This is a genomic window from Martelella lutilitoris (assembly GCF_016598595.1).
GTDB lineage: Bacteria > Pseudomonadota > Alphaproteobacteria > Rhizobiales > Rhizobiaceae > Martelella > Martelella lutilitoris_A.
On sequence record NZ_CP066786.1, the window covers coordinates 3,267,807 to 3,291,379 of the forward strand.

The 23,573-nt window shown below is 62.9% G+C and carries 20 protein-coding genes and 1 pseudogene; 7 read left to right on the forward strand and 14 right to left on the reverse strand.

Annotated elements, in window-relative coordinates; genetic code table 11:
• Positions 1-10: 10 nt before the first annotated feature.
• The 8 genes and pseudogenes from JET14_RS15735 to JET14_RS15770 all read right to left on the reverse strand — a co-directional run bounded on the left by JET14_RS15735 (position 11) and on the right by JET14_RS15770 (position 8,286).
• Positions 11-313, reverse strand: a complete 303-nt coding sequence (locus JET14_RS15735) for an urease subunit gamma (RefSeq protein WP_200334716.1) — start codon at positions 311-313, stop codon at positions 11-13.
• A gap of 33 nt (positions 314-346) precedes the next feature.
• Entirely contained in the window at positions 347-1,153 is an 807-nt protein-coding gene (locus JET14_RS15740; protein WP_246750639.1) for an urease accessory protein UreD, read from the reverse strand.
• 254 nt (positions 1,154-1,407) lie between these two features.
• Entirely contained in the window at positions 1,408-2,103 is a 696-nt protein-coding gene (gene urtE, locus JET14_RS15745) for an urea ABC transporter ATP-binding subunit UrtE (protein WP_200334718.1), read from the reverse strand.
• 261 nt (positions 2,104-2,364) lie between these two features.
• Positions 2,365-3,123 (reverse strand): urea ABC transporter ATP-binding protein UrtD, encoded by a 759-nt coding sequence (gene urtD / locus JET14_RS15750; RefSeq protein ID WP_200334720.1) that lies wholly within the window; start codon positions 3,121-3,123, stop codon positions 2,365-2,367.
• 83 nt (positions 3,124-3,206) lie between these two features.
• Positions 3,207-4,295 (reverse strand): annotated as a pseudogene (gene urtC, locus JET14_RS15755) (urea ABC transporter permease subunit UrtC); the annotation flags it as partial.
• Positions 4,292-5,932, reverse strand: coding sequence for an urea ABC transporter permease subunit UrtB (urtB, locus tag JET14_RS15760; protein ID WP_200334723.1), 1,641 nt, complete (start codon positions 5,930-5,932; stop codon positions 4,292-4,294). The gene urtB and the pseudogene urtC, both read right to left, overlap by 4 nt.
• 91 nt (positions 5,933-6,023) lie before the next feature.
• Positions 6,024-7,319, reverse strand: coding sequence for an urea ABC transporter substrate-binding protein (gene urtA, locus JET14_RS15765; RefSeq protein ID WP_183485739.1), 1,296 nt, complete (start codon positions 7,317-7,319; stop codon positions 6,024-6,026).
• Between the two features lie 151 nt (positions 7,320-7,470).
• Positions 7,471-8,286: an aspartyl/asparaginyl beta-hydroxylase domain-containing protein gene (locus tag JET14_RS15770; RefSeq protein WP_200334724.1), complete on the reverse strand. Its 816-nt coding sequence runs from the start codon at positions 8,284-8,286 to the stop codon at positions 7,471-7,473.
• Between the two features lie 185 nt (positions 8,287-8,471).
• On the opposite strand from JET14_RS15770, the gene JET14_RS15775 reads away from it, so the two are divergent.
• Both JET14_RS15775 and JET14_RS15780 read left to right on the forward strand, forming a co-directional pair.
• Positions 8,472-11,873 carry a hybrid sensor histidine kinase/response regulator gene (locus JET14_RS15775; protein ID WP_200334725.1) on the forward strand — a complete coding sequence of 1,134 codons (3,402 nt, stop codon included), beginning with the start codon at positions 8,472-8,474 and terminating at the stop codon, positions 11,871-11,873.
• On the forward strand, positions 11,866-12,786 hold the full coding sequence (locus JET14_RS15780; protein ID WP_200334726.1) for a response regulator transcription factor: 921 nt from the start codon (positions 11,866-11,868) through the stop codon (positions 12,784-12,786). Before JET14_RS15775 ends, JET14_RS15780 begins: the two co-directional genes overlap by 8 nt.
• Positions 12,787-13,133: 347 nt before the next feature.
• Here the strand turns inward: JET14_RS15780 and cysK are convergent, their stop codons facing one another.
• Both cysK and JET14_RS15790 read right to left on the reverse strand, forming a co-directional pair.
• Entirely contained in the window at positions 13,134-14,102 is a 969-nt protein-coding gene (gene cysK, locus JET14_RS15785; protein ID WP_200334727.1) for a cysteine synthase A, read from the reverse strand.
• A 156-nt stretch (positions 14,103-14,258) separates the two neighbouring features.
• Positions 14,259-15,527, reverse strand: coding sequence for an MgtC/SapB family protein (locus JET14_RS15790; RefSeq protein WP_200334729.1), 1,269 nt, complete (start codon positions 15,525-15,527; stop codon positions 14,259-14,261).
• Between the two features lie 169 nt (positions 15,528-15,696).
• Between JET14_RS15790 and JET14_RS15795 the strand changes: the two genes are divergently transcribed.
• Positions 15,697-16,329, forward strand: a complete 633-nt coding sequence (locus JET14_RS15795) for a LysE family translocator (protein ID WP_200334731.1) — start codon at positions 15,697-15,699, stop codon at positions 16,327-16,329.
• 27 nt (positions 16,330-16,356) lie between these two features.
• Here the strand turns inward: JET14_RS15795 and dut are convergent, their stop codons facing one another.
• Entirely contained in the window at positions 16,357-16,803 is a 447-nt protein-coding gene (gene dut, locus JET14_RS15800; RefSeq protein WP_200334733.1) for a dUTP diphosphatase, read from the reverse strand.
• A gap of 345 nt (positions 16,804-17,148) precedes the next feature.
• Here dut and JET14_RS15805 point away from each other — a divergent pair, with 345 nt between their 5' ends.
• Positions 17,149-18,732 (forward strand): peptide chain release factor 3, encoded by a 1,584-nt coding sequence (locus tag JET14_RS15805; protein ID WP_200334735.1) that lies wholly within the window; start codon positions 17,149-17,151, stop codon positions 18,730-18,732.
• 4 nt (positions 18,733-18,736) lie between these two features.
• Positions 18,737-19,606, forward strand: a complete 870-nt coding sequence (locus JET14_RS15810; protein ID WP_200334737.1) for an NAD(P)-dependent oxidoreductase — start codon at positions 18,737-18,739, stop codon at positions 19,604-19,606.
• 2 nt (positions 19,607-19,608) lie between these two features.
• On the opposite strand, the gene JET14_RS15815 is transcribed toward JET14_RS15810, so the two are convergent.
• Entirely contained in the window at positions 19,609-20,013 is a 405-nt protein-coding gene (locus JET14_RS15815) for a GFA family protein (protein WP_200334739.1), read from the reverse strand.
• Positions 20,014-20,142: 129 nt separating this feature from the next.
• Between JET14_RS15815 and cueR the strand changes: the two genes are divergently transcribed.
• On the forward strand, positions 20,143-20,604 hold the full coding sequence (gene cueR / locus JET14_RS15820; RefSeq protein ID WP_200334741.1) for a Cu(I)-responsive transcriptional regulator: 462 nt from the start codon (positions 20,143-20,145) through the stop codon (positions 20,602-20,604).
• On the opposite strand, the gene JET14_RS15825 is transcribed toward cueR, so the two are convergent.
• Positions 20,571-21,452 carry a 3-hydroxybutyryl-CoA dehydrogenase gene (locus JET14_RS15825; protein ID WP_024708940.1) on the reverse strand — a complete coding sequence of 294 codons (882 nt, stop codon included), beginning with the start codon at positions 21,450-21,452 and terminating at the stop codon, positions 20,571-20,573. The genes cueR and JET14_RS15825 overlap by 34 nt on opposite strands.
• Positions 21,453-21,663: 211 nt before the next feature.
• Here JET14_RS15825 and dxr point away from each other — a divergent pair, with 211 nt between their 5' ends.
• The gene (dxr, locus tag JET14_RS15830) at positions 21,664-22,827 is read left to right on the forward strand and encodes a 1-deoxy-D-xylulose-5-phosphate reductoisomerase (RefSeq protein WP_200334743.1); all 1,164 of its coding nucleotides are present in this window, start codon (positions 21,664-21,666) and stop codon (positions 22,825-22,827) included.
• 3 nt (positions 22,828-22,830) lie between these two features.
• On the opposite strand, the gene JET14_RS15835 is transcribed toward dxr, so the two are convergent.
• Positions 22,831-23,538: an SDR family NAD(P)-dependent oxidoreductase gene (locus JET14_RS15835; RefSeq protein ID WP_246750344.1), complete on the reverse strand. Its 708-nt coding sequence runs from the start codon at positions 23,536-23,538 to the stop codon at positions 22,831-22,833.
• Positions 23,539-23,573 lie beyond the last annotated feature (35 nt).

The following is a 23,573-nucleotide window of genomic DNA, read 5'->3' on the forward strand; positions in this document are numbered from 1 at the left end:
ACTGCCGCCCTCACCTGATCGGCTCGTGCACGGTCACCAGCTTGGTGCCGTCGGGGAAGGTTGCTTCCACCTGCACGTCGTGGATCATTTCCGGCACGCCTTCCATCACCTGGTCGCGGGTCAGCACATGGGCGCCCGCCTCCATCAGCTCGGCCACGGGGCGGCCGTCGCGCGCACCCTCGACCACATAGTCGGTGATCAGCGCGACGGCTTCCGGCCAGTTGAGCTTGACGCCCCGTTCGAGCCTGCGGCGCGCCACCATGGCGGCCATGGAAACCATCAGTTTGTCCTTCTCACGCGGCGTCAGGTTCATGCGTCACTCTCTCGCTGTCACAGCTTGCGGATTTCATAGATGCCAGACTTTCGGCAGATTTTCATTCTCCCGCAAGACCCTTAAGGCGGGAATCAGGCTTTTTCTCAACTGATAGCCGTCGGGGGCGACGACGCGGGCAACAAGCTTGCCGTTCCATTCGCTGGCGCCGCCGGCAGACGTCCCGAGGGCCTCGCGCACCCTGGGCATCAGCGCCTCGGCGCGGGGCCCGCAGTAGAGCAGCGTCGCAAAGGCGACATCGCCGCCGAGCACGGCGGCCTGCGATACGAGATTCTCGATATCGCCGGTCATGCGCACATCCTCGGCATGGATCAGCGTGCCTTTCCGGCGCACCCGCCAGCGATCGCGGAACTGGCCGCGCCGCACCGCCTCGCCCATCGCCTTGCGGCCGAGGAGCACCGCCTCGATCGCCAGAAACTCGGCCGTTTCGGCAAGGTCGACATCAAGCCGGCGATGCAGCGCGGCTTCATCGAAAAGAATGGTCTCCTGCGGCAGCCAGTCGAGCCGCGCCCCCTCGCCGACGCGCAATTCACTCTCGATCGTCGCCGGACCGCTGTCGGACTTGTAGATCTTCTCGCAGGCCTGCGTGGTCACCGTCAGCGTCGTGCCCGGATCGGCCGTCATCACCCATTGCAGTCGGTCGCCGCCGGTCAGCCCGCCGGAGGTATTGATCAGCACGGCCTCCATGGACCCGTCGAAGCTCTCGGGGATGCGGATCTTGGCAGCCCCCTCCTGATAGAACTCATCAAGCCGCGTCCTGCCCGCGGAAAGCTTGGCCCTGATCTCGCCCCTGCCGAAGGTGCGCTGCGCCCGTCCCGGCATGTCTCGTATCAAGACGTCCACTCCGTCCCGGGGGACGCTTCCTCCAAGCCGCATTTTCTCTGACCGCACATTGATTGACCTCGTATTTTCTTCTCACACAAGGAAAAGCAAGTTTCGTGCCGCCAGCGAAATGGATTTCGTTTTTCGCTGAAAACCGAGGCATCCGCGGCTCAGGCATCCCGGTTTTGTGGACACAATAGCAGCACATGCCCGCCTGACGCGCACATTTTCTCCGCAGGCTGCGCGCGGAAGCATCAGACAGTCAGGTGGCGGCGCGCCTCCGGCGTATCGAGCGTGTCGGCGGGTCCGTGATGGACGATCTCGCCGCGATCCATGATATAGACCTGGTCGGCGAGTTCGCGGCAGAAATCGAGATATTGCTCGACCAGAAGAATGGCCATGCCGGTACTGTCGCGCAGGTATCGGATCGCCCGGCCGATATCCTTGATGATCGAGGGCTGGATGCCTTCCGTCGGTTCGTCCAGCACCAGAATTTTGGGTCGCGTGACCATGGCGCGGCCGATGGCGAGTTGCTGCTGCTGGCCGCCGGAAAGATCGCCGCCGCGACGCGACAGCATGGATTGCAGCACGGGAAACAGGCTGAAGATGTCGTCCGGGATCGTGCGGTCGCGCGCGGCAAGCGGCGCAAAGCCGGTCTCCAGGTTTTCCCGGACCGTCAGCAGCGGGAAGATCTCGCGCCCCTGCGGCACGTAGCCGACTCCGCGCTTGGCCCGGTGGTAGGGCGCCAACCCATCGAGCTTTTCGCCCTGAAAACTGATCGCGCCGCCCGATGTCGGATGCTGGCCGGTGACGGCGCGCAGCAACGACGACTTGCCGACGCCGTTTCGGCCCAGCACGCAGGTGATCTTGCCCATATCGGCGGAAAGCGAGACATTCCGCAGCGCCTGCGCCGCACCGTAGTGAAGATTGACGTTATCGATGGTCAGCATGGCGAGTGTTCTCTCTGGAAAGCATGAAGAGGTCGGAGCGGTTTGGCCGATGCCACGGCTGTTCGCCTGGATCCTCGGGTCAAGCCCGAGGATGACGCGGGTGGTGTGCGCGGCGCCACTAAAGCGATCTCATCAACATTATCCTCCGCAGAAAAAGGTGCAGAGAAAGCGCGAACCTTTCCCAACGTGTCATCCTCGGGCTTGACCCGAGGATCCAGGCGGCTTGACGAAGGTGTCCATTTCCTCTGACCCGCCATCCCCTCACCGCCCCAGATAGTTCTCGATGACCTTCGGATCGTTCGAGACGTAGTCGATCGAGCCCTCGGCCAGGACGGAGCCCTCGGCGAGGCAGGTGACCTTGACGCCGAGATCGCGGACGAAGCCCATGTCGTGTTCGACGACGACGACGGCGCGCGTTTTCGCGATTTCGCGCAGAAGGTGCGCGGTCTCCACGGTCTCGGCGTCGGTCATACCGGCGACGGGTTCGTCGACCAGGAGAAGCTTCGGCTCCTGCGCCAGAAGCATGCCGATCTCGAGCCACTGTTTCTGACCGTGGGAAAGGTTGGCGGCAAGCTCTTGCCTGCGCGCCGTCATGCGGATCGTCTCAAGGATGTCCTCGATGCGGGTCCGATCCTCGCTGGTCAGCCGGTAGAACAGCGTGGAGAACACGCCGCGCCTGCGGTTGAGCGCCAGTTCCAGATTGTCCCAGACCGTGTGGCTCTCAAACACCGTCGGCTTCTGGAATTTCCGGCCGATGCCGAGCTGGGCGATGTCGGCCTCGTCACGTCGGGTGAGGTCGATCGTGTCGGCGAAGAACACCTCGCCCGTATCCGGCCGGGTCTTGCCGGTGATGATGTCCATCATCGTCGTCTTGCCCGCGCCGTTCGGGCCGATGACGGCCCGCAACTCGCCGGGTTCGATGAAGAAGGACAGGTTGTTCAGCGCCTTGAAGCCATCGAAGGACACCGAGACATTGTCGAGATAGAGCAGGCTCTTCGCGCGTTTTTCCATCGGGCTCATCGTGCACCCTCCTCGCTCGGGGTTACGTCCATGCCGGCCTCGGCCTCTTCGGAGCGTTCGTTGCGGGCCGCCGCGTCATTGCCCTTTTTCGAAAACCGGTCGGAAATCGTGCCGACAATCCCCTTGGGCAGGAACAGGGTGACGGCAACGAAGAGACCGCCGAGCGCAAACAGCCAGAAGGCGGGGAAAAGCCCGGTGAAGATCGTCTTGCCGCCATTGACCAGAATGGCGCCGATGATCGGGCCGATCAGCGTTGCCCGCCCGCCGACGGCGGTCCAGATGACGACTTCGATGGAATTGGCCGGCGCGAATTCGCCCGGATTGATGATGCCGACCTGCGGCACGTAGAGCGCACCGGCAACGCCCGCCATCATGGCCGAGACGACGAAGGTGAAGAGCTTGTAGTTTTCCACCCGGTAGCCCAGGAACCGCACCCGGCTTTCGGCATCGCGCACGCCGACCAGCACCTTGCCGGACTTGGAGCGGACGATGGCCGAGGTGATGAAGAGCCCGATGGCAAGGAAGATGGCGGAGGCTGCAAAGAGCGCCGCGCGCGTGCCGTCGGCCTGCACGGAAAAGCCGAGAATGTCCTTGAAGTCCGTCAGGCCGTTATTGCCGCCGAAGCCCATGTCGTTGCGGAAGAAGGCGAGCAGCAGGGCATAGGTCATCGCCTGGGTGATGATCGACAGGTAGACGCCGTTGACCCTTGAGCGGAAGGCGAACCAGCCGAAGGCGAAGGCCAGCGCACCGGGCACCAGAAGCACCATCAGCATGGCGAACCAGAACATGTCGAAGCCGTGCCAGAACCAGGGCAGTTCCTGATAGTTCAAAAACACCATGAAATCCGGCAGGACCGGGTCGCCGTAAACGCCGCGCGAACCGATCTGGCGCATCAGGTACATGCCCATGGCATAGCCGCCGAGCGCGAAGAAGGCGCCGTGACCGAGCGAGAGAATGCCGCAGAAGCCCCAGACGAGATCAAGCGAGAGCGCCAGCAACGCGTAGCAGAGATATTTGCCGAAGAGCGAGACCAGATAGGTCGGCAGGTGAAACGGGCTGCCCGCCGGGATGACAAGGTTCAGTACCGGCACCAGAAGGGCAATGCAGAAGAGAATAGCAATCGCGATCGAAACCCTGCGGTCGAGCGAGCGGAGAATATAGGCCGTAATCATGATTCAACCGCCCTTCCCTTGAGTGCGAACAGACCGCGCGGCCGTTTCTGGATGAACAGGATGATGAAGACGAGCACCAGGATCTTGCCGAGAACGGCGCCGGCATAGGGCTCGAGGAACTTGTTCAGGATGCCGAGCGAGAAGGCGCCGACGAAGGTGCCCCAGAGATTGCCGACGCCGCCGAAGACCACGACCATGAAACTATCGATGATGTAGGACTGGCCGAGATTGGGCGAGACATTGTCGATCTGCGACAGCGCGACGCCGGCAAGCCCCGCAACGCCCGATCCAAGGGCAAATGTGAAGGCATCGACCCAGGGCGTGCGGATGCCCATGGAGGCGGCCATGCGCCGGTTCTGCGTTACCGCCCGCATCTGCAAGCCGAAGGCGGAACGCTTCATCAGCATCAGAAGGCCGAGGAAGACGGCAAGCGAGAAGACCACGATCCAGAGCCGCGACCAGGTGATGACGAGGCCGCCGAGATCGAAGGCGCCGGACATCCAGGACGGATTGCCGACCTCGCGGTTTGTCGGGCCGAAAATGCTGCGAACCGCCTGCTGCAGGATCAGCGAAACGCCCCAGGTGGCCAACAGGGTTTCCAGCGGGCGGCCATAGAGGAAGCGGATGACGCCGCGTTCGATCACGAGGCCGACGGCGGCCGTGATCAGGAAGGCAACAGGGAGGGCAATTGCCAGCGACCAGTCGAACAGGCCGGGATAGGAGGTGCGGATCACCTGTTGCACCATAAAGGTGGAGTAAGCGCCGATCATCACCATTTCGCCATGCGCCATGTTGATGACGCCCATGACGCCGAAGGTGATGGCAAGGCCGATCGCCGCCAAAAGCAGCACAGAGCCGAGCGACAGCCCGTACCAGACATTCTGCGCCGCGTCCCAGAAGGCAAGGCGCTTTTCGATCTTCGCCTGGGCGGCATCGACCTCGTCCTGCAGTTCCGGGTCGAGCGAACCGCGCGCCGAGAGAAGGATGGAGATCGCATCGCGACCGCCGATCGCGGCGATGTCGTCGATCGCTTCGGCCTTGGCCTCGATCGGACGGGAGGAATTCAGGATGGAGATGGCGCGGGCCTTGCCAAGGACTGCGGCAATCTCGCCGTCCTCTTCGGCCGCAAGCGCCTCTTCGATCAGCGCCAGATTGTCCTCGCTCGGCGCATCCATCATGGAACGGGCGGCCGAGAGGCGAACCGCGGGATCGGGGCTCATCAGCGTCATGCCGGCAAGGGCGGCATCGATGGCGCTGCGCAGATTGTTGTTGACCTTGATCTTCTCGAGTTCGCGCTTGGACATCTCGCCAAGCTCTTCGCCGGTCAGCGGGTCGATCAGAAGCAGGTTGCGACGGGATTCGCCGTCGGCGGTCATGAAGACCTTGCCGTCATCCTCGCGGTAGTAGAGATCGCCATCGGCGAGCGTTTTCAAGACCGGAATAACCGCCGGATCACCGGTGGCCGCAAGCGCCTTAACAATGTCTTCCGTCTGGTTGAAATTACGGGCTTCGGAGAACCGGTCGATCAGCGATCCGACGTCATCGGCAGCCCGTGAAAGCGAGGGCGCACATGCCAGTACCAGTATTGCAAATAAGAGAAAGGTTCTGAAATAGCGCGGTAGTAAAGAAATGGACATGTGCGCCCCCAACGTTGACAGTCCGCCTCGAAAAGGACTGTCCCCCTGTTCACCCGGCGCGAAACACGCGCCGGGAGCCGAGTTGCCGTTCTTATTCGGCAGCCATACCGCCGCACTGGCCGGTTTCGACATTGAAGTTGCCGCACGACATCGGCGCGCGCCAGTCGGCAATCAGGTTCTTCGAATCCGGCAGGTAATCGGACCAGGCATCGCCGGCGACGAGACCGGGCGTTTCGTAGACAATGTCGAACTGGCCATCATCCTGGATCTCGCCGATCAGGACCGGCTTGGTGATGTGGTGGTTCGGCATCATGGCCGAATAGCCGCCCGAAAGGTTCGGAACCGATACGCCGACAAGCGCGTCGATGACGGCATCCGGATCGGTGGTGCCGGCCTTTTCAACGGCATCGACCCACATGTTGAAGCCGATGTAGTGGGCTTCCATCGGGTCGTTGGTCACGCGCGCGTCATCGCCGGTGAAGGCATGCCAGGCGTCGATGAAGTCGTAGTTTGCGTCGGTATCGACGGACTGGAAGTAGTTCCAGGCGGCCAGATGGCCGACGAGCGGCGCGGTGTCGAGACCGGCAAGCTCTTCCTCGCCGACGGAGAAGGCGACGACCGGGATATCGGAAGCGGCGATGCCCTGGTTGGCGAGTTCCTTGTAGAAGGGCACGTTGGCGTCACCATTGATGGTGGAGACCACGGCCGTCTTCTTGCCTTCGGAGCCGAAATTCTTGATGTCGGACACGATCGTCTGCCAGTCGGAGAAGCCGAAGGGCGTGTAGTTGATCATGATGTCTTCTTCGGCAACGCCGTGATCCTTCAGATAGGCTTCGAGGATCTTGTTGGTCGTGCGCGGATAGACATAGTCGGTGCCGGCGAGAACCCAGCGCTCGACGCCTTCATTTTCCATCAGGTAGTCGACGGCCGGAATGGCCTGCTGGTTCGGCGCGGCACCGGTGTAGAACACATTGCGCTGGCTTTCCTCGCCCTCATACTGGACGGGGTAGAAGAGGATGCTGTTCAGCTCTTCGAAGACCGGCAAAACCGATTTACGCGACACGGACGTCCAGCAGCCGAAGACAGCCGAAACGCCATCGCCTTCGATCAGTTCGCGCGCCTTTTCGGCAAAGAGCGGCCAGTCGGAGGCCGGGTCGACGACGACCGGCTCAAGCTGCTTGCCGAGAAGACCGCCCTTGGCGTTCTGCTCTTCGATGAGCATCAGCATGGCGTCCTTCAGCGTCGTCTCCGAAATCGCCATCGTGCCGGAGAGCGAGTGCAGGATACCGACCTTGATCGTGTCTTCCTGCGCCAGCGCGCCGGTTGCGGTCGAAGCGGTGAGCGCCGCCAGAAGTGCCGCGCCGGTCATTGCCTTTTTGAAATTCATGTTTTTCCCCTCAACGGATTGTCGCCTTCAAAGGCGCTTGGAAATCGCGGCGTCCGTCAGAAAACGCCTGCGACAACTATCGTCGAGGGAAAGAGAACCCCACATACGTCATTTGACGTAGGCAGGGTGGAAGACTGCCCGCAAGGCTGCCTTATGGCCGGTTCCGAAGCGCCTCGGCCTCGGCATAGAACTTCTTTTCCCAGTCCTTGTGGTTGTCGAGACCTTCGCGGATGAAGGGCGTGAAGATCGCCATGTTCATCAAGAGCCAGTTGATGAAGCGGGCGGGAAAACGCGTGGGCTTGACGAAATCGACGAACAGGACGACGCGGGTCTTGTCCGTGTGGTTCCAGGCCTCGTGCTCATAGGCATCGTCGAAGATCAGCACCTTGCCCTCTTCCCAGTGGCAGATCTGGTCCTTGACCCGGATCGCGAGCTGATCGGGCTCGGCCTCGGGCACGATCATGCCCAGATGAAGACGCAGCACGCCGTTATAGGGGCCGCGATGGGCCGGCAGGTGCTTTCCCGGCTCGAAGATCGAGAACATCACCGTCGTCAGCCCGGGGATCTTCTGCATCGCCTCCCAGGTCTTCGGGCAGGCCTTGATGTTCTGTTCCGATTTCAGCCCGTAGCCGAGCAGGAAGAAGGTCTTCCAGTGATTGTCATCGGAAATCGTCTTCACGTCCGTGGAGATATCCTGGAAGCTCGGAAGCTCGCTCTGGCGTTCCAGCACCTTGTCGAGTTCGGCGCGGATGGCGGGCGCTGCCGCCTCGATCTCCTTCGACCAGGGAAAGGTTGCATTGTCATAAACGGGCGGATTGCCGTAGATCGCGTGCTTGAAATTGAGCTTTTCCGCCCAGTTGACGACGCCCATGAAGAACCGCGTCACCGCGCTCGGACGCTCCATCGGCGCGATGCCGTCGGTCCCGAAGCTCTGGCCGTCATTGTTTTTCGTTTCGGTGTTCGTCATGAACCTCTCCTATTTGCGGCTTTGCAGCTTCGAATGAACGCTTTCATCCTAACATTCCCCGGAAAAAGGAAAAAGTGCGGCGAATGGCGCGAATCGGCCCGCGATTTCGCTTGCCATCGAAAGCCATTGCCTGAACATTCGAAAAAGCCAAGTTTCTTTTCAAGGGCCGCCACCGCACACGCTCCATGACACCACGCCAACGCATCATTCCCGTCCGGCGCGAATATAACCGCTGGGTCGCCAACCAGACGCTTGAGGACTATGCGTTGCGCTTCACCGCCAAGAGCGCGCGCCGGTTTTCCTCAAGCCGCATATCGCAGACGGCCATCGGCGCGATCTCCTTCCTGGCGCTGGAAGCCATCGGCGGCACGATCACGCTGTCCTACGGCACGACCAACGCCTTCTTCGCCGCCATCGTCGCCTCCGCCGTCATGCTGCTCGCCGGCCTTCCGATCGCCAGATATGCGATCCGCCACGGCGTCGACATCGATCTTCTGACGCGCGGCGCCTCATTCGGCTATATCGGCTCGACGGTGACCTCGCTGATCTATGCGAGCTTCACCTTCATCCTGTTTGCCATCGAAGCATCGATCATGTCGGGGGCGCTGGAGCTCGCCTTCGGCATTCCGCTGTGGATCAGCTACATCATCTCGGCCGTGCTGGTGATCCCGCTCGTGACCTACGGCGTGCAGATGATCTCGCGCTTCCAGCTGATCACGCAGCCCTTCTGGATCATCCTCAACATCCTGCCCTTCATCTTCATCGCCTTCATGGACTTCGAAAAGTTCGAGCTGTGGCGCGCCTTTGGCGGCATACGGGCGGAAAGTGCCGCCCCCGGTTCAGCCGCGCCGTTCACGCTGGCCGGCTTTGCAGCGGCAGCCGGCGTCATCTTCGCGCTGATGCCGCAGATCGGCGAGCAGGTCGACTTCCTGCGCTTCCTGCCGGCAACGGGCAAGCGCAAGTTCCGCCATCGGCTGGCGATCTTCCTCGCTGGCCCCGGCTGGGTCGTCGTCGGCGTGCCGAAGCTGATGGCCGGCTCGTTCCTGGCCGTGCTGGCGCTTTCCACCGGCATGCCGGCAACGGCGGCGGCCGACCCGGCGCATATGTACCTGACCGCCTTCGGCTACATGATCCCGAATGAGACCGCCGCGCTTCTGCTGATGGCCGCCTTCGTCGTGGTCTCGCAACTGAAGATCAATGTCATGAACGCCTATGCGGGCTCACTCGCCTGGTCGAACTTCTTCTCCCGCCTCACCCACAGCCATCCCGGCCGCGTCGTCTGGCTGGTCTTCAACGTGGCGATCGCGCTGCTCCTGATGCAGCTCGGCATCTACCGGCTTCTGGAAGCCTCGCTCAGCGTGTTCTCGATCGTCGCCATGGCGTGGCTGTCGACCATCTCCGCCGACCTCTTCATCAACAAGCCGCTCGGCCTGTCTCCGCCGGGGATCGAATTCAAGCGCGCGCATCTCTACGATATCAACCCCGTCGGCCTCGGCGCGATGGCGCTTTCCTGCCTCGTCGCACTTGTAGCCCATTTCGGGTTGTTCGGCGCGCTCGCCGTTTCCTTCGCCCCCTTCATCGCGCTCGTCGTCGCCCTCATCGCTTCGCCGCTGATCGCCTGGGGCACGGGCGGGCGCTATTATCTGGCGCGCAGGCAGCGCCGGGGCTGGCAGTCGAAGACAGCGATCACCTGCTCGATCTGCGAACATCCCTTCGAGCCGGAGGACATGGCCTGGTGCCCGGCCTATGCAGGACCGATCTGCTCGCTCTGCTGTTCGCTCGACAGCCGCTGCCATGACCTGTGCAAACCCAGAGCCCGGCTCAACACGCAGATCGCGACCGTCGCCGGCGCGCTGCTGCCGGCCCGGCTGGTCGAGCAGCTTTCCTCCCGGCTTGGCCGCTACGGCATCACGGCGGCGCTCTCGGTCACCTTCATCGGAGCGATCCTTTCGATGATCGCCTACCAGATGGCCCGCGCAGCGCCGGAGACGGCCTCTGTGGTCTATGACACGGCGCTGATCGTGTTCTTCGTCTTCGCCATGCTCGCCTGCATCATCGCCTGGTTTTATGTGCTCGCCCATGACAGCCGCATGGTGGCGGAGGAGGAATCCTCGCGCCAGACGACATTGCTCTTGAAGGAAATCGCAGCCCACGAGAAAACCGATGCCGCGCTCCAGGCCGCGAAGGAGAGCGCCGAAGCCGCCAACCGCGCCAAGAGCCGCTATGTCGTCGGCCTCTCGCATGAATTGAGAACGCCGCTCAACGCCGTCTCCGGCTATGCACAGCTGCTGGAGCGCGATCCGACCATACCCGATGCGCGACAGCCGGCGATCAAGTCGATCCGCCGCTCGGCCGACTATCTCTCGGGCCTGATCGACGGGCTGCTGGACATCTCACGGATCGAATCCGGACGGCTTCAGGTTTTCTCCAACGAGATCAACCTCGCCGAATTTCTCGACCAGATCATCGACATGTTCGAGACCCAGGCCCGGGCCAAGGGACTGATATTCGAGCACACGCTCGACCGCAACCTGCCGGCCTATGTGCGCACCGACGAAAAGCGCCTGCGCCAGATCCTCGTCAACCTGCTCTCCAACGCGGTGAAGTTCACCGATACCGGCAGCGTGTCGCTTGTGGCGCGCTATCGCAGCCAGGTGGCGACCTTTATCGTCACCGACACGGGCAGCGGCATCGCCGAGAAGGATCTTTCGCGCATCTATGAACCGTTCGAGCGCGGCGGCGGCAGGGAAAAGCCGGGGCTCGGCCTCGGCCTCACCATCACGCGGCTTCTGGTCAACACGCTCGGCGGCGAAATCGAGGTGGAAAGCCGGGAGGGCTCGGGCACGCGCTTTACCGTACGCCTCATGCTCGCCTCCATCGACCGGCCGCAGCCGCCGCGCGCGGCCGGTGCCACCGCCGTCGCTGCGGGCTATGACGGGCCGCGCCGCACAATCATGGTCGTTGACGACAATGCCGATCATCGCGCGATGATGCGCGACATTCTCCTGCCGCTCGGCTTCGACGTCATGCTCGCCAAAGACGGAGAGACGGTATTCGGCCTGCTCGAAGACACGACGCCGGACATCTTCCTGCTCGACATCCGAATGCCGGGGATGAATGGCTGGCAGCTTGCCACCCGCCTGCGCGATGCCGGTATGACGAAACCCATCGTAATGCTCTCGGCCAATATCGGCGACGACGCCATCATCGGCCATGGGGATGACAGCCATAACGACACGCTGTCGAAGCCCCTCAATCTCAAGCGCCTGCGCGACGTTTTGGCGCTGCATCTCGGCCTCACCTGGCGGGAAACGCCGGACGAAAGCACGAGCGCCGCGCCCGAAATACCTGACGTCTTGCAAACGCCGCCGGATTCGCAGCTTGATGAATTGATCCGGCTCGCCGAGATCGGCTATCACCGTGGCGTCCGGGAAAAGCTGGCATTGCTTTCGGCGGAAGACGGCTACCGGTCTTTCGCGACCGAGGCCTCCGTCTTTGTCGCCCGTTTCGACCTGGACGGCCTCGTCGCCTATCTGAACAGGCTCAAGTCCGGCGCCGCCGGGAAGGATACCGCGCAAGATGGCTGAGAACGCCGCACAGGAAATCGTACTTCTGGTGGACGACAGTCCAGAGGCGCTGAGCTTCCTGACCGAGGCGCTGGAAGACAGCGGTTATTCCGTTCTGATCGCAACCTCGGGCGAAAGCGCGGTCAGCATCGTCGCGCGTATCACGCCCGATATCGTGCTGATGGACGCGGTGATGCCGAAGATGGACGGGTTCGAGGCCTGCCGGCGGCTGAAAACGGGACCGGCAGCCGAAAGCCCCGTCATCTTCATGACCGGTCTTTCGGAGACCGAGCACATTGTCCACGCGCTGGAATCGGGTGGCGTCGATTACCTGACCAAGCCAATCAATATCGATGAACTGAGGGCCCGCATCCGCGTCCATCTCGCCAATGCCCGATCGGCCCAGAGCGCGCGCGTGGCGCTCGACGCAACCGGCCGCCATCTGCTTGCCGCGGGACCGGACGGCATGCCGCGCTGGATGACGCCTCAGGCCGGCAGGCTGATCGGCGAGGCAGCCGGCGGTTCGCCGGACATGAAGATCGTCGGCAGACGGATCGCCGCCTGGCTTGCGGAAGGCAATGCGGAAGCAGCCCCCGGCAGCCAGCCGATGCTGCCGATCAGCGCAAACGGCAAGACACTGTTCCAGCTCACATTCCTGGAAAAGACCGGCGCGGACGAATACCTGTTCCGCGTCACCCCCGCCAATCCGGTCAGCGACGACGAGACGCTGAGAAAGCACTTTCCCCTGACAATGCGTGAATCCGAAGTGCTGCTGTGGATCGCCAAGGGCAAGACCAATCGCGACATCGCCGACATTCTCGGCCTTTCGACGCGTACGGTGAACAAGCATCTGGAAACGATCTACGTAAAACTCGGCGTCGAAAACCGCGCCTCCGCCGCGGTAAAGGCAGCCTATGTGCTGCATGATATGTAAGCGAGCAGCCTCAGTCGAGAAGCCGGCACGACTCTGCCTTCCTTGGGCAGCATCCACCGCATAGCCCCCAGTCTTCTCGCCCCGGAGGGGAGAGATGTCGCGAAAGCGACAGTGAGGGGGGAGTCTATCCCCTCGGATGCCCTTGCGATTAGAGACGCTGCTTCACCCTCACTGCCCCTTTCGGGGCATCTCTCCCGCCAGCGGGAGAGAGTATTCGGAGCAAAACCAGCCACCATCGACTTTTACTCAGGCAGGGGAAGCGGGCGAAGAGCGGGCAATACACTCACTCTGCATAGAAAAAGGCGCGCAGATCTCGCCACGCGCCTTCCATCAAAACAGAAGCTTCCTTACGCCCCAAGCCCTTCAAACAGCGCTGTCGAGAGATAGCGCTCGGCAAAGGACGGGATGATGATGACGATGTTCTTGCCTTCGTTTTCCGGACGCGAACCGACTTCGATCGCGGCCTTCAGCGCGGCGCCGGAGGAGATGCCGACGGGCAGACCCTCGACGCGGGCCACTTCGCGGGCAAGCGCGAAGGCATCGTCGTTTTCGACCTGAACGATCTCGTCATAGACCGAGGTATCGAGCACGCCCGGCACGAAGCCGGCGCCGATGCCCTGGATCTTGTGCGGCGACGGCGAACCGCCGGAGAGCACCGGAGAGGCGGCCGGCTCGACGGCCACGACCTTCACCTCGGGCTTCTTCTGCTTCAGCACCTGGCCGACGCCGGTGATCGTGCCGCCCGTGCCGATGCCGGAGACGAAGAAATCGACAGCGCCGTCCGTGTCGTTCCAGATTTCCTCCGCCGTCGTCTTGCGGTGAATGTCCGGATTGGCCGGGTTCTCGAACTGCTGTGGAATGACGGCGTTCTCGATCTCGGCGGCCAGTTCCTCGGCCTTGGCGACGGCACCTTTCATGCCCTTCGGCGGTTCGGTCAGCACCAGTTCGGCGCCGAGCAGCGCCACCATTTTGCGGCGCTCGATCGACATCGATTCCGGCATGGTGAGGATCAGGCGGTAGCCCTTGGCAGCGGCCGCGAAGGCGAGCGCGATGCCGGTATTGCCGGACGTCGGCTCGATCAGCACGGACTTGCCGGGCGTGATCTTGCCGGCCTTTTCCAGCGCGTCGATCATGGCGAAGCCGATACGGTCCTTGACCGAGGAGATCGGATTGAAGAATTCGAGCTTGGCCAGAAGATTGGCCTTCACGCCCTTCTCCTTCGCCAGCTTGTCGAGACGGACGATCGGCGTGTCACCGATCGTGTCGAGAATAGAGGAATATACCTTCCCGCGTCCGGGTTTGCCGTTCTGTTCCATGGTGGTTGCTCCCTGAATGAGTTAACTTCTAGGTAGGGTCCGGCAAAGGAAAATTCGAGGCACGAAACAGCGATCCGCAGCCCGGTTCAGGAATGTCATTCCAACCTTGAGAGATTTCAGGAAATCCCATTCCCGGCATCGCCGTTTCGTCGGCCTCTACCCCGCGAAATTGACAAACAGCCAGAAACCGGCCCCGCCGACGACCATCACCGCAAGCGTGACCAGCCCCAAGAGGCGGCCATAGACGCGCGTGCCGCTTCCAAGGGCGAGCACCACCTTGGTGATGAGGTTTGAGGCAGCCGCGATCAGAACGGCAAAGGCGGCCGTCTGAACCGGGAGCGCATTGCCGGCCATGTGGGCGGTGGACAGCGTGATGGCGTCGAGATCGGGAATGCCGGAGACGAGGGCAATCACAGTGATGCTGTCCGGCCCGAGAAAATGCACCAGCACCCTGGCGATGAAGCCGACAGCGCCGAGCAGCGCGCCGAAGCGCAGCACCGCGCCGAGTTCGAACGGGTTGGAAAGCTCTATCCCGGCCTTGGCGTCAACCGCGCGATTGCGCCCGATCAGGATCAGGCTCGCCGCGACGAAGACGAGGAGGCCTGGTGCCAGCGCTGCGGCAAGCGGCACGATCAGAGAGGGCGCTACGGCCGAGCCGATGATGAAACAGCGCACCAGCGACAGCCCGCCGGCAATCGACGCTGCCCCTGCCAGCTGGCGCGATAGCGCGGCTTCGGCGGTGGAGATATGGGCAAAGGAGAGCGTCGTCGCCGTCGACGAGACGATCCCGCCGGTGGCGCCCGCAAACAGGATGCCCCGTTCCGGGCCGGCGACCCGCATCGCCACATAGCCGGCATAGGAAAGCGCGGCGATCATGATCGTCATCAGCCAGACGGTGAAGGGATTGAAGCCGCCCCAGGGATCGATCGCCCGGTTCGGCAGGAGCGGCAGGGCAACGAAGCTCATGGTGAGAAGCACCAGCGCCGATCGCAGTTCCACCCAGGTCATGGTCTTGAGAAAGCCGTGGAGACTGTGTCGTGCCGCAAGCAACACCGTGGTCACCACCCCGCCGGCGGCCGCCAGGCGCATATCGCCCGTCGCCGAGACGATGCCGAGGGCAAAGACCACGAGCGCCGCGATCACGCCGGTGACGGAAAAGTCATTGCGCGGCGTGGCGGCGCTATAGGAGAAAACGATAAAAGCCGCCATCAGACCGAGGCCGAATGCCGCGGGCAAGACCGGCCCCGAAACGGAACCAAGATAACCGGCAAGCCCGCCGAGCAGGCCAACCAGCGCAAAAGTGCGGATACCGGCGGCGCGTTCGCCATCGGCCATCTCGCGCTCCTGCCAGCCGCGCTCGATCCCCACCAGAAGCCCGATCGCGAGCGCCAGCCCGACACGCTGAAACGCTTCCATCATATCCATGGGCAAGCCTCCCAAAAACGAAAGATTGCAGGCTCACCGTCCTTGCACGCGAGAGACTAGCGCATTGGCCGAGAAACGAAAACCGCAAATGAGGCCCTGCATCCCGCGTTGCCGGTCTTGCTATCCCGACGCTTCCCGCTACAAACGGAAGCATTGCGAGGAAGCCGCCATGCCCGAACCACACCACCTTCTGGCCTTCATGTTCATCGCCCTTGCGATGGTGATGACGCCGGGGCCCAACATGATCTACCTGATTTCGCGATCGATCTGTCAGGGTCCCGCGGCCGGACTGGTCTCGCTTGCCGGTGTCGGGCTCGGCTTCGTCATCTACATGCTCTCGGCGGCGTTTGGCCTGACGGTTCTGCTGATGGCAGTCCCTTTCGCTTATGACACCATCCGGTTCCTGGGGGCCTGCTACCTGCTCTACCTCGCCTGGAACGCGGTCAGGCCCGGCGCTCAGCCGGCCTTTGCCGTGCGCAGGCTTCCATCGGACAGCATCCGCAAACTCTTCGTCATGGGGCTGGCCACCAATCTCCTGAACCCGAAATCGGCGGTGCTTTACCTTTCACTGCTGCCACAGTTCATCGACCCTGAACGCGGGCATATCCTGATGCAGACGCTTGTGCTGGGCTTTGCGCAGATCGCCGTCAGCCTTGCGGTGAACACGCTGATCGTGCTTGGCGCAGGCGCCATTGCCGTCTTTCTGGCAAACCGGCCGCTCTGGTCGCGCATCCAGCGCTATCTGATGGGAACCGTCCTCGCAGGCCTTGCCGCTCGCATGGTGTTGGAGGCGCGGCGCTGATTGCCGCCGCGCCGTGAGCGACGGACATCACACGCCCGTCGAGCCGAAGCCGCCTGCCCCGCGCGCCGTCTCGGTCAGGTCGTCAACCACGGTCACCGGCATCTGCGTCACCGGCGCGATGATGACCTGGGCGATGCGCATGCCGCGCTCGATGGCAAAATCCTCGGTCCCGAGATTGACCAGCAACACCTTCACCTCGCCGCGATAGTCGCTGTCGATGGTGCCGGGCGTGTTGAGGCAGGTGATGCCGTGCTTGAAGGCGAGGCCGGAGCGCGGGCGGACCTGTGCTTCGAAACCGTCCGGAATTTGGAAGATGAAGCCGGTCGGCACCAGCGCGCGGGCGCCGGGCTTGAGCACCAGCGGCTCGGCCTCTGGCACGGCGGCGCGGATATCCATGCCGGCGGACCCCGTCGTCTCATAGGCCGGCGGCGCGATGCCTTCTGCGTGTTCCAGGCGTTTCAGCTTCAGTGTCATTTTGCTTTCTTTTCCATCGTGTTTTTGGCCCGTCTCTCCTCTCCTCCGTCATGCTCGGGCTTGACCCGAGCATCCAACCACCTTTGTCGCGAGCGGAACCTGCGGCTTGCATCAAAAGCCGGGCCGCGACACGCCCGTCGCGTGGAGATGTGCTTGGATCCTCGGGTCAAGCCCGAGGATGACGCCAGAGAGGACGGAGAGGCAGCCTCCCAAATCCGTTTGCGATTTTGCGTCTCGCGCATCGCAATTATCTCGCCCGCATCCTTGCCATGCCTCACAAACAGGTCAATTGCATCTTGGCCCTCAAATCGCTAGATAGGCCCCCATCAACAGGATATTGCATCGATGCCCGAAACGCTTGCCGAGGCGGTTGCCCGCCGCCGAACCTTCGCGATCATCTCGCACCCGGACGCCGGTAAAACCACGCTCACTGAAAAGCTGCTGCTGTTCGGCGGCGCCATTCAGCTTGCCGGCGAGGTGAAGGCCAAGAAGGACCGCATCCAGACGCGGTCCGACTGGATGAAGATCGAGCGCGAACGCGGCATTTCGGTGGTCACCTCGGTGATGACGTTCGAGTATGAGGACACGGTCTTCAACCTGCTCGACACGCCCGGCCACGAGGACTTTGCGGACGATACCTATCGCACCCTGACGGCGGTGGATGCGGCCATCATGGTCATCGACGCGGCCAAGGGCATCGAGCCGCGCACGCTGAAGCTCTTCGAAGTCTGCCGCATGCGCGACATTCCGATCATCACCTTCGTCAACAAGATGGACCGCGAGGCCCGCGATACGTTCGAGATTATCGACGAAGTGGCGGAAAAGCTGGCGCTTGATCCCGTGCCTATGACCTGGCCGATCGGCCAGGGCAAGAGCTTCGTCGGCACCTACCACCTGCGCGACAGCGCGGTGCGTTACGGCGACAGCGAGCGGGAGCTGACCAAGGTCAACGGCCCGGAAGTGGTCGCCGAAAGACTGCCCGAGCATGAGCGCGAAGACTGGGCGGAGATGGCCGAGCTCGCCATTGACGGCTATCCGGCGTTTTCGCGCGAGGCTTTCCTCGAGGGCCATATGACGCCGGTCTATTTCGGCTCGGCGCTGAGAAACAACGGCGTGCGCGACCTCATCCACGCGCTGTCCGAATTCGGACCGCCGCCGCGCGCGCAGGTCGCCGATGTGCGCACCGTGGAAGCCACCGACCCGAAGATGAGCGCCTTCGTCTTCAAGATCCAGGCGAACATGGACCCCAACCACCGCGACCGCATCGCTTTCGTGCGCGTCTGTTCGGGCGAACTGAAACGCGGCATGAAGGCGCGGCTTTCGCGCACCGGCAAGCAGATGGGGCTGACGGCGCCGCAATTCTTCTTCGCCTCGCAGCGCCAGCTTGCCGACACGGCCTATGCCGGCGATGTGGTCGGCATCCCGAACCACGGCGCGCTCAGGATCGGCGATACGCTGACCGACGGCGAACAGCTCGTTTTCCAGGGCGTCCCGAATTTCGCGCCGGAAATTCTCCGCCGCGTCAGGCTTGAAGACGCGATGAAGGCGAAGAAGCTGAAGGAGGCCCTGCAGCAGATGGCCGAGGAAGGCGTGGTGCAGCTCTTCACCCCGGAAGACGGCTCGCCGGCGATCGTCGGCGTGGTCGGCGCGCTGCAGCTCGACGTCCTGAAGGAGCGGCTGAAGGCGGAATACGGCCTGCCGGTCTCCTTCGAGATGGCACGGTTTTCGATTTGCCGCTGGATTTCGGCGGAAAAGCCCGCAGACCTTGAGAAATTCGTCTCCTCGCATCGCGGCGACATCGCCCGCGACCTCGACGGCGATCCGGTGTTTCTGGCGCAGGACGGTTTCTCGCTGAACTATGAGAGCGAACGCGCGCCGGAGATCAGGATGATCGCGATCAAGGAATATCACCAGGCAAAGGCGGCGTGAGGCGATGAGCGAGAAGGAAGTCATCGGCATTTGCGGCATCGGGCGGATGGGAAGCGCGATCGCCGACCGTCTTGCGGCAAGAGGGTTTCGCCTCGTCTTGTGGTCGCGCGGCGGCGTGACGGATGAATTCGCCGACAGGAACCGCGCCGAGATCGCCCTCAACCTCGCCTCGCTCGCCTTCAAGTCCGACATCATCATCACCTCCCTGATCAATGACGGAGCGGTGGACTCGGTGCTGTCGAAGCTTGTCGAAACCTCGCTGCCGGGCAAGCTCGTGGTCGAGACATCGACGGTGCGGCCGGACACGCTGCGGCGCTTTTCGGAAAAGATCAAGGCCAAGGGCGGCAGCGCCATCGACGCGCCGATCTCCGGCGGCCCGGAACTCGTGCGCGAAGGCACGGCGGGCGTCTATGTCGGCGGCGCCACGATCGATTTCAAGCGCTATCTCCCGGTCGCCGAAGCGCTTTCCGACCGCATCCACCATACCGGCGCGCTCGGCGCGGGCGCTGCCGCCAAGATCGTCAATAACATGATGCTCTGCGGCTACTGGGAAGTGCTGAAGGAAGCGCTCCTCACCGGCAAGAAGGCCGGTCTTTCGGTCGAGACCATGCTCGACGTGCTGTTGACCAGTCCCGGCGGCTCGCCGGCGCTCAAATTCCGCGCGCCGCGCATTCTGGGCGAGGACAAGAGCATCGGTTTTCCGGCAAAAGGCGCACTCAAGGACGCGACGCTTTTCGCCGAAGTGGCCAAAAGCTTCGGCATCGACACGCCCGCCATCAATGCCGCAGTCGAGAGCTACCGGACCTGCATCGCGGACGGCCACGGCGACGAGGATCTTTCTGCGATGGTGCGAACCGCGCTGGAAAAAGGGTGAGGCTACTCCCGCGCCGCGCCCGGCAGGTTGGCAATCTCATTGACCCACGGGGCCGCCTCCTCGCACCAGATCTGCCGTTTCGGCGGCAGGTCGGCGCGCTGGTCGATCAGGCCCCAGCGCAGCGCGAATTCTCCGGCGGCCTCTCCCTCCCCATGGGAAAAGACCGGCCCGCCGCAGGTTTCGCAAAAGGCCTGCGCGCGCTTGGCGCCGCTCTCGGCCATCTTCCAGTACTCCCTCAGGACGCCGCTGAGGACCTCGACATCCTCGCCCGCGACAAGGACAGAGACCCGATAGGGCGAGCCGGAAAGCCGCTGGCACTGGTTGCAGTGGCAGACAACGACGGCCTCGGGATCGATGCTTGCCGAAAAGCGCACATTGCCGCAAAAACAGCCACCGGTGACGTCCATGATCCATTCTCCGTTTTCCGCAGGGAGGCTGTTCATGCCATGGCATCGCGGTCGGGAGCAATATCGCGAGGCTTGAAGAATCCTGATGGCAGCATCAGATTATGGAAAACAGAGAGCAGGAGAGAGCTGATGAATATCGGCGAAGCCGCACGGCAATCGGGCCTGCCGCCCAAGACGATCCGTTACTACGAGGAAATCGGCCTTGTCGTCGCCGACCGTGCGCCCAATGGATACCGGGATTATTCCGGCAACCATGTGCACCGGCTGAACTTCATCCACCGCTCGCGCGACCTCGGCTTCTCTGTCGAAGAATGCCGGCTGCTGCTGTCTCTTTATGACGACGACGCCCGCGAAAGCGCCGAGGTGAAGGCGCTGGCGCTTTCCAAGATCACCGAGATCGACGCCAAGCTCGAGAGGCTCGCGAGCCTGAAGGCGACGCTGCAGCACCTCGCCGAAACCTGCCACGGCGACCATCGCCCGGACTGCCCTATCCTTCAAGAGCTTTCCGGCGACAGGGATTGCTGCGCGCCCGCCTCAGGCCTCGAAAAGGCGACGGATCACCGCGTCGGCACGGGTTCCTCGCCGCGATAGTCGTAGAAGCCCCGGCCCGATTTGCGGCCGAGCCAGCCGGCATCGACATATTTGACGAGCAGCGGGCACGGCCGGTACTTGTTGTCGGCCAACCCTTCATGCAGCAGCTGCATGCCGGCAAGGCAGGTGTCGAGGCCGATGAAATCGGCAAGTTCCAGCGGTCCCATCGGGTGACGCGCGCCGAGCTTCATGGCGACGTCGATCGCGTCCACCGAACCGACCCCCTCATAGAGCACATAGATCGCCTCATTGATCATCGGCAGGAGAATGCGATTGACGATGAACGCCGGGAAATCCTCCGAGACCGTCGGCGTCTTGCCGAGCGAACGGACGAATTCCTTCGCCGTTTCGAACGTCACCTCCTCGGTGGCAATGCCGCGCACCAGCTCGACCAGTTCCATCACCGGAACCGGGTTCATGAAATGCACGCCCATGAAGCGTTCCGGCCGGTCGGTCGCGGCCGCAAGACGGGTAATGGAAAAGGCCGATGTATTGGTCGCCAGCAGGGCTTCCGGCTTCAGGATCGGGCAGATTTTCGCGTAGAGCGCGCGCTTGGCCGCCTCATCCTCGGTGATCGCCTCGATCGCCATGTCGACGGAGGCGAGGTCCTGCAGGTCCGTCGAGCCGCTGATCAGCGCCAGTGCCTTCTTGCGATCCTCGTCCGTGATCTTTCCGGAGTTGACCTGGCGGGCGAGATTGCCGTTGATCGTCGCCAGCGCGCGCTCGATCTGCTCACGCTCGCTGTCGATCAGGTGCACGTCATAACCGGCGACCGCGCAGACATGGGCGACACCACAGCCCATGGCGCCGGCGCCGACAACCCCGATGCGCCTTATGTTATCAGCCATTTCGCGCTCCCTTGCTCATTTTCCGGGCGAACGGCAGGCCGCTCGCGAAAGTCCGTACCACTTGATAGTCCCTCGGGCCGCTCATTTCCAGTGCCAACCCCTTTGCCACGCCAAGTTCGGGATCGGGCGAAACATGTTCTTTTCCCTGTCGCCGGCGATGAAAAACCGTTAGAGGCTAGTTCAGAAATAACGAGGAAACGGCATAAAACGCATGTCTACGCGACGCATCGCCATTTTCGGCGCGACCGGGTCGATCGGGCTCAACACGCTCGACGTGATCGAACAGCTCGGCGGGCGCGACAGTTTCGAACTGACCGCGGTTACCGGCAATGCCAATGTCGAGGCTTTGGCGAAAAAGGCCATCGATCACGGCGCGCGCATGGCCGTTACCGCCGACGAGAGCCGCTACAAGGCGCTGAAGGAAGCCTTGTCCGGATCGGGCGTCACGCCTGCCGCCGGGACAAGCGGACTGTCTGAAGCCGCGCGCATGGACAATGACATGGTCATGGCGGCAATCGTCGGCACGGCGGGGTTGAAGCCGACGCTGGAGGCCGCGAAGGCCGGCGCCGACATTGCCCTTGCCAACAAGGAATGCCTCGTTTCCGCCGGTCCGCTGTTCATGGAGGCGATTGCCGCGGGCGGCGGCACGATGGTGCCTGTCGACAGTGAGCATTCCGCCGTGTTTCAGGTGTTCGAGGAAAACCAGCGCCGGGCGCTGGAACGGGTGATCATCACCGCGTCCGGCGGCCCGTTCCGCACAAAGAGCCTTGAGGAAATGCGCCATGTCGATGCGGCGACGGCGCGCGCCCATCCCAACTGGTCGATGGGTCTGAAAATCTCGATCGACAGCGCCTCGATGTTCAACAAGGCGCTGGAAATGATCGAGGCCATGCATCTCTTCGCGCTGAGACCGGAACAGGTGGAGGTGATCGTCCATCCGCAATCGATCATCCATTCCATGGTCGGCTATGCCGATGGCTCGGTTCTGGCCCAGCTCGGCGCGCCGGACATGCGCACGGCGATCGGCTATGCGCTTTCTTATCCGAACCGTCCGGCGCTTTCGGTCGAAAGGCTCGATTTCGCCAGGCTTGCGCGGCTCGATTTCGAGGCCCCGGACGAAACTCGCTTTCCCGCCCTTCGCCTGGCGCGGGTTGCCATGGCGCGCGGCGGGCTCCAGGGTGCGGTGCTGAACGGCGCGAAGGAAGTGGCGCTGGAAGCCTTCATCGACGGGCGCTGCGGCTTTCTGGAGATGGCGGAGATCACGGAAGCCGTCATGGACAGCCTCACGCATCTGCCCGCCGCCGCCGGTATCGACGACATCTACGCTGCCGATGCGGAGGCCCGCCGCAGGGCCGCAGGCCTTGTCAGGTCATAACCCCTACCATTCGATGCGGCTGCCGTCATAGGCGAGGAATATCCCGGTCTCTCCCTCGGCGATTCCGTTCAGCGCCGAGAGCATGTTTCCGGCGGCCTCTTCAGCCGCGACCCGTCGATTGCTGCCGGCATAGGGTTCGGAAAGCGGCGTCGCCACCGTCCCCGGATGAAGGGCGGCAATCGACAGAAGCGGATTTTTCCGCCGCGCCTCGATTGCGGCGGTGCGCAGGATCTGGTTCAGCGCGGCTTTCGATGCACGGTAGGACATCCAGCCGCCGATATGGTTGTCGCCGATCGAGCCGACGCGCGCGGAAAGGCAGGCAAAGATGGCCCTCCGGTCACGTGTCATCAGCGGCAGAAAGTGTTTGAGCAAAAGCGCCGGACCGATGGCGTTGACGGAAAACTGCCGTGCCATGACCTCGGCATCGAGCGCCCTGATGGTCTTTTCCGCGCCGACGCCATCAATATGCAGCGCGCCTGTGGCGCAGACAATGAGGTCGAACGACTGACCGGAAAAGCGCTGCGCCGCCTCGGCCACGGACGCCTCGTCGGCGATCTCCAGCCCGTCCGCGCGCCGCGACAGCGCTTCAAGGCCGCCGCAGCGCGGATCCGCCTCGATCGCCGTGCAAAAGGCGCTGCCGATGCCGCCTGAGGCGCCGATGACGAGCGCGCGATAGCCCTCGGCGAGGCTGGTCATGTCAGTTCCTGGCATCTGTCTCTCCCTTTTCGGAAGGAACTACGCCCGAA

Bases quoted from the DNA above. Each gene is read 5' to 3' on its own strand.
- urtA (WP_183485739.1), bottom strand. From the start codon at position 7,319: ATGAATTTCAAAAAGGCAATGACCGGCGCGGCACTTCTGGCGGCGCTC.
- dut (WP_200334733.1), bottom strand. From the start codon at position 16,803: ATGACACTGAAGCTGAAACGCCTGGAACACGCAGAAGGCATCGCGCCG.
- JET14_RS15825 (WP_024708940.1), bottom strand. From the start codon at position 21,452: ATGGCTGATAACATAAGGCGCATCGGGGTTGTCGGCGCCGGCGCCATG.
- JET14_RS15810 (WP_200334737.1), top strand. From the start codon at position 18,737: ATGAGCGAGAAGGAAGTCATCGGCATTTGCGGCATCGGGCGGATGGGA.
- cueR (WP_200334741.1), top strand. From the start codon at position 20,143: ATGAATATCGGCGAAGCCGCACGGCAATCGGGCCTGCCGCCCAAGACG.
- JET14_RS15805 (WP_200334735.1), top strand. From the start codon at position 17,149: ATGCCCGAAACGCTTGCCGAGGCGGTTGCCCGCCGCCGAACCTTCGCG.
- urtE (WP_200334718.1), bottom strand. From the start codon at position 2,103: ATGCTGACCATCGATAACGTCAATCTTCACTACGGTGCGGCGCAGGCG.
- urtD (WP_200334720.1), bottom strand. From the start codon at position 3,123: ATGAGCCCGATGGAAAAACGCGCGAAGAGCCTGCTCTATCTCGACAAT.
- JET14_RS15780 (WP_200334726.1), top strand. From the start codon at position 11,866: ATGGCTGAGAACGCCGCACAGGAAATCGTACTTCTGGTGGACGACAGT.
- JET14_RS15790 (WP_200334729.1), bottom strand. From the start codon at position 15,527: ATGGATATGATGGAAGCGTTTCAGCGTGTCGGGCTGGCGCTCGCGATC.
- JET14_RS15815 (WP_200334739.1), bottom strand. From the start codon at position 20,013: ATGGACGTCACCGGTGGCTGTTTTTGCGGCAATGTGCGCTTTTCGGCA.
- JET14_RS15795 (WP_200334731.1), top strand. From the start codon at position 15,697: ATGCCCGAACCACACCACCTTCTGGCCTTCATGTTCATCGCCCTTGCG.
- JET14_RS15735 (WP_200334716.1), bottom strand. From the start codon at position 313: ATGAACCTGACGCCGCGTGAGAAGGACAAACTGATGGTTTCCATGGCC.
- cysK (WP_200334727.1), bottom strand. From the start codon at position 14,102: ATGGAACAGAACGGCAAACCCGGACGCGGGAAGGTATATTCCTCTATT.
- urtB (WP_200334723.1), bottom strand. From the start codon at position 5,932: ATGTCCATTTCTTTACTACCGCGCTATTTCAGAACCTTTCTCTTATTT.
- JET14_RS15835 (WP_246750344.1), bottom strand. From the start codon at position 23,538: ATGCCAGGAACTGACATGACCAGCCTCGCCGAGGGCTATCGCGCGCTC.
- JET14_RS15740 (WP_246750639.1), bottom strand. From the start codon at position 1,153: ATGCCGGGACGGGCGCAGCGCACCTTCGGCAGGGGCGAGATCAGGGCC.
- dxr (WP_200334743.1), top strand. From the start codon at position 21,664: ATGTCTACGCGACGCATCGCCATTTTCGGCGCGACCGGGTCGATCGGG.
- JET14_RS15770 (WP_200334724.1), bottom strand. From the start codon at position 8,286: ATGACGAACACCGAAACGAAAAACAATGACGGCCAGAGCTTCGGGACC.
- JET14_RS15775 (WP_200334725.1), top strand. From the start codon at position 8,472: ATGACACCACGCCAACGCATCATTCCCGTCCGGCGCGAATATAACCGC.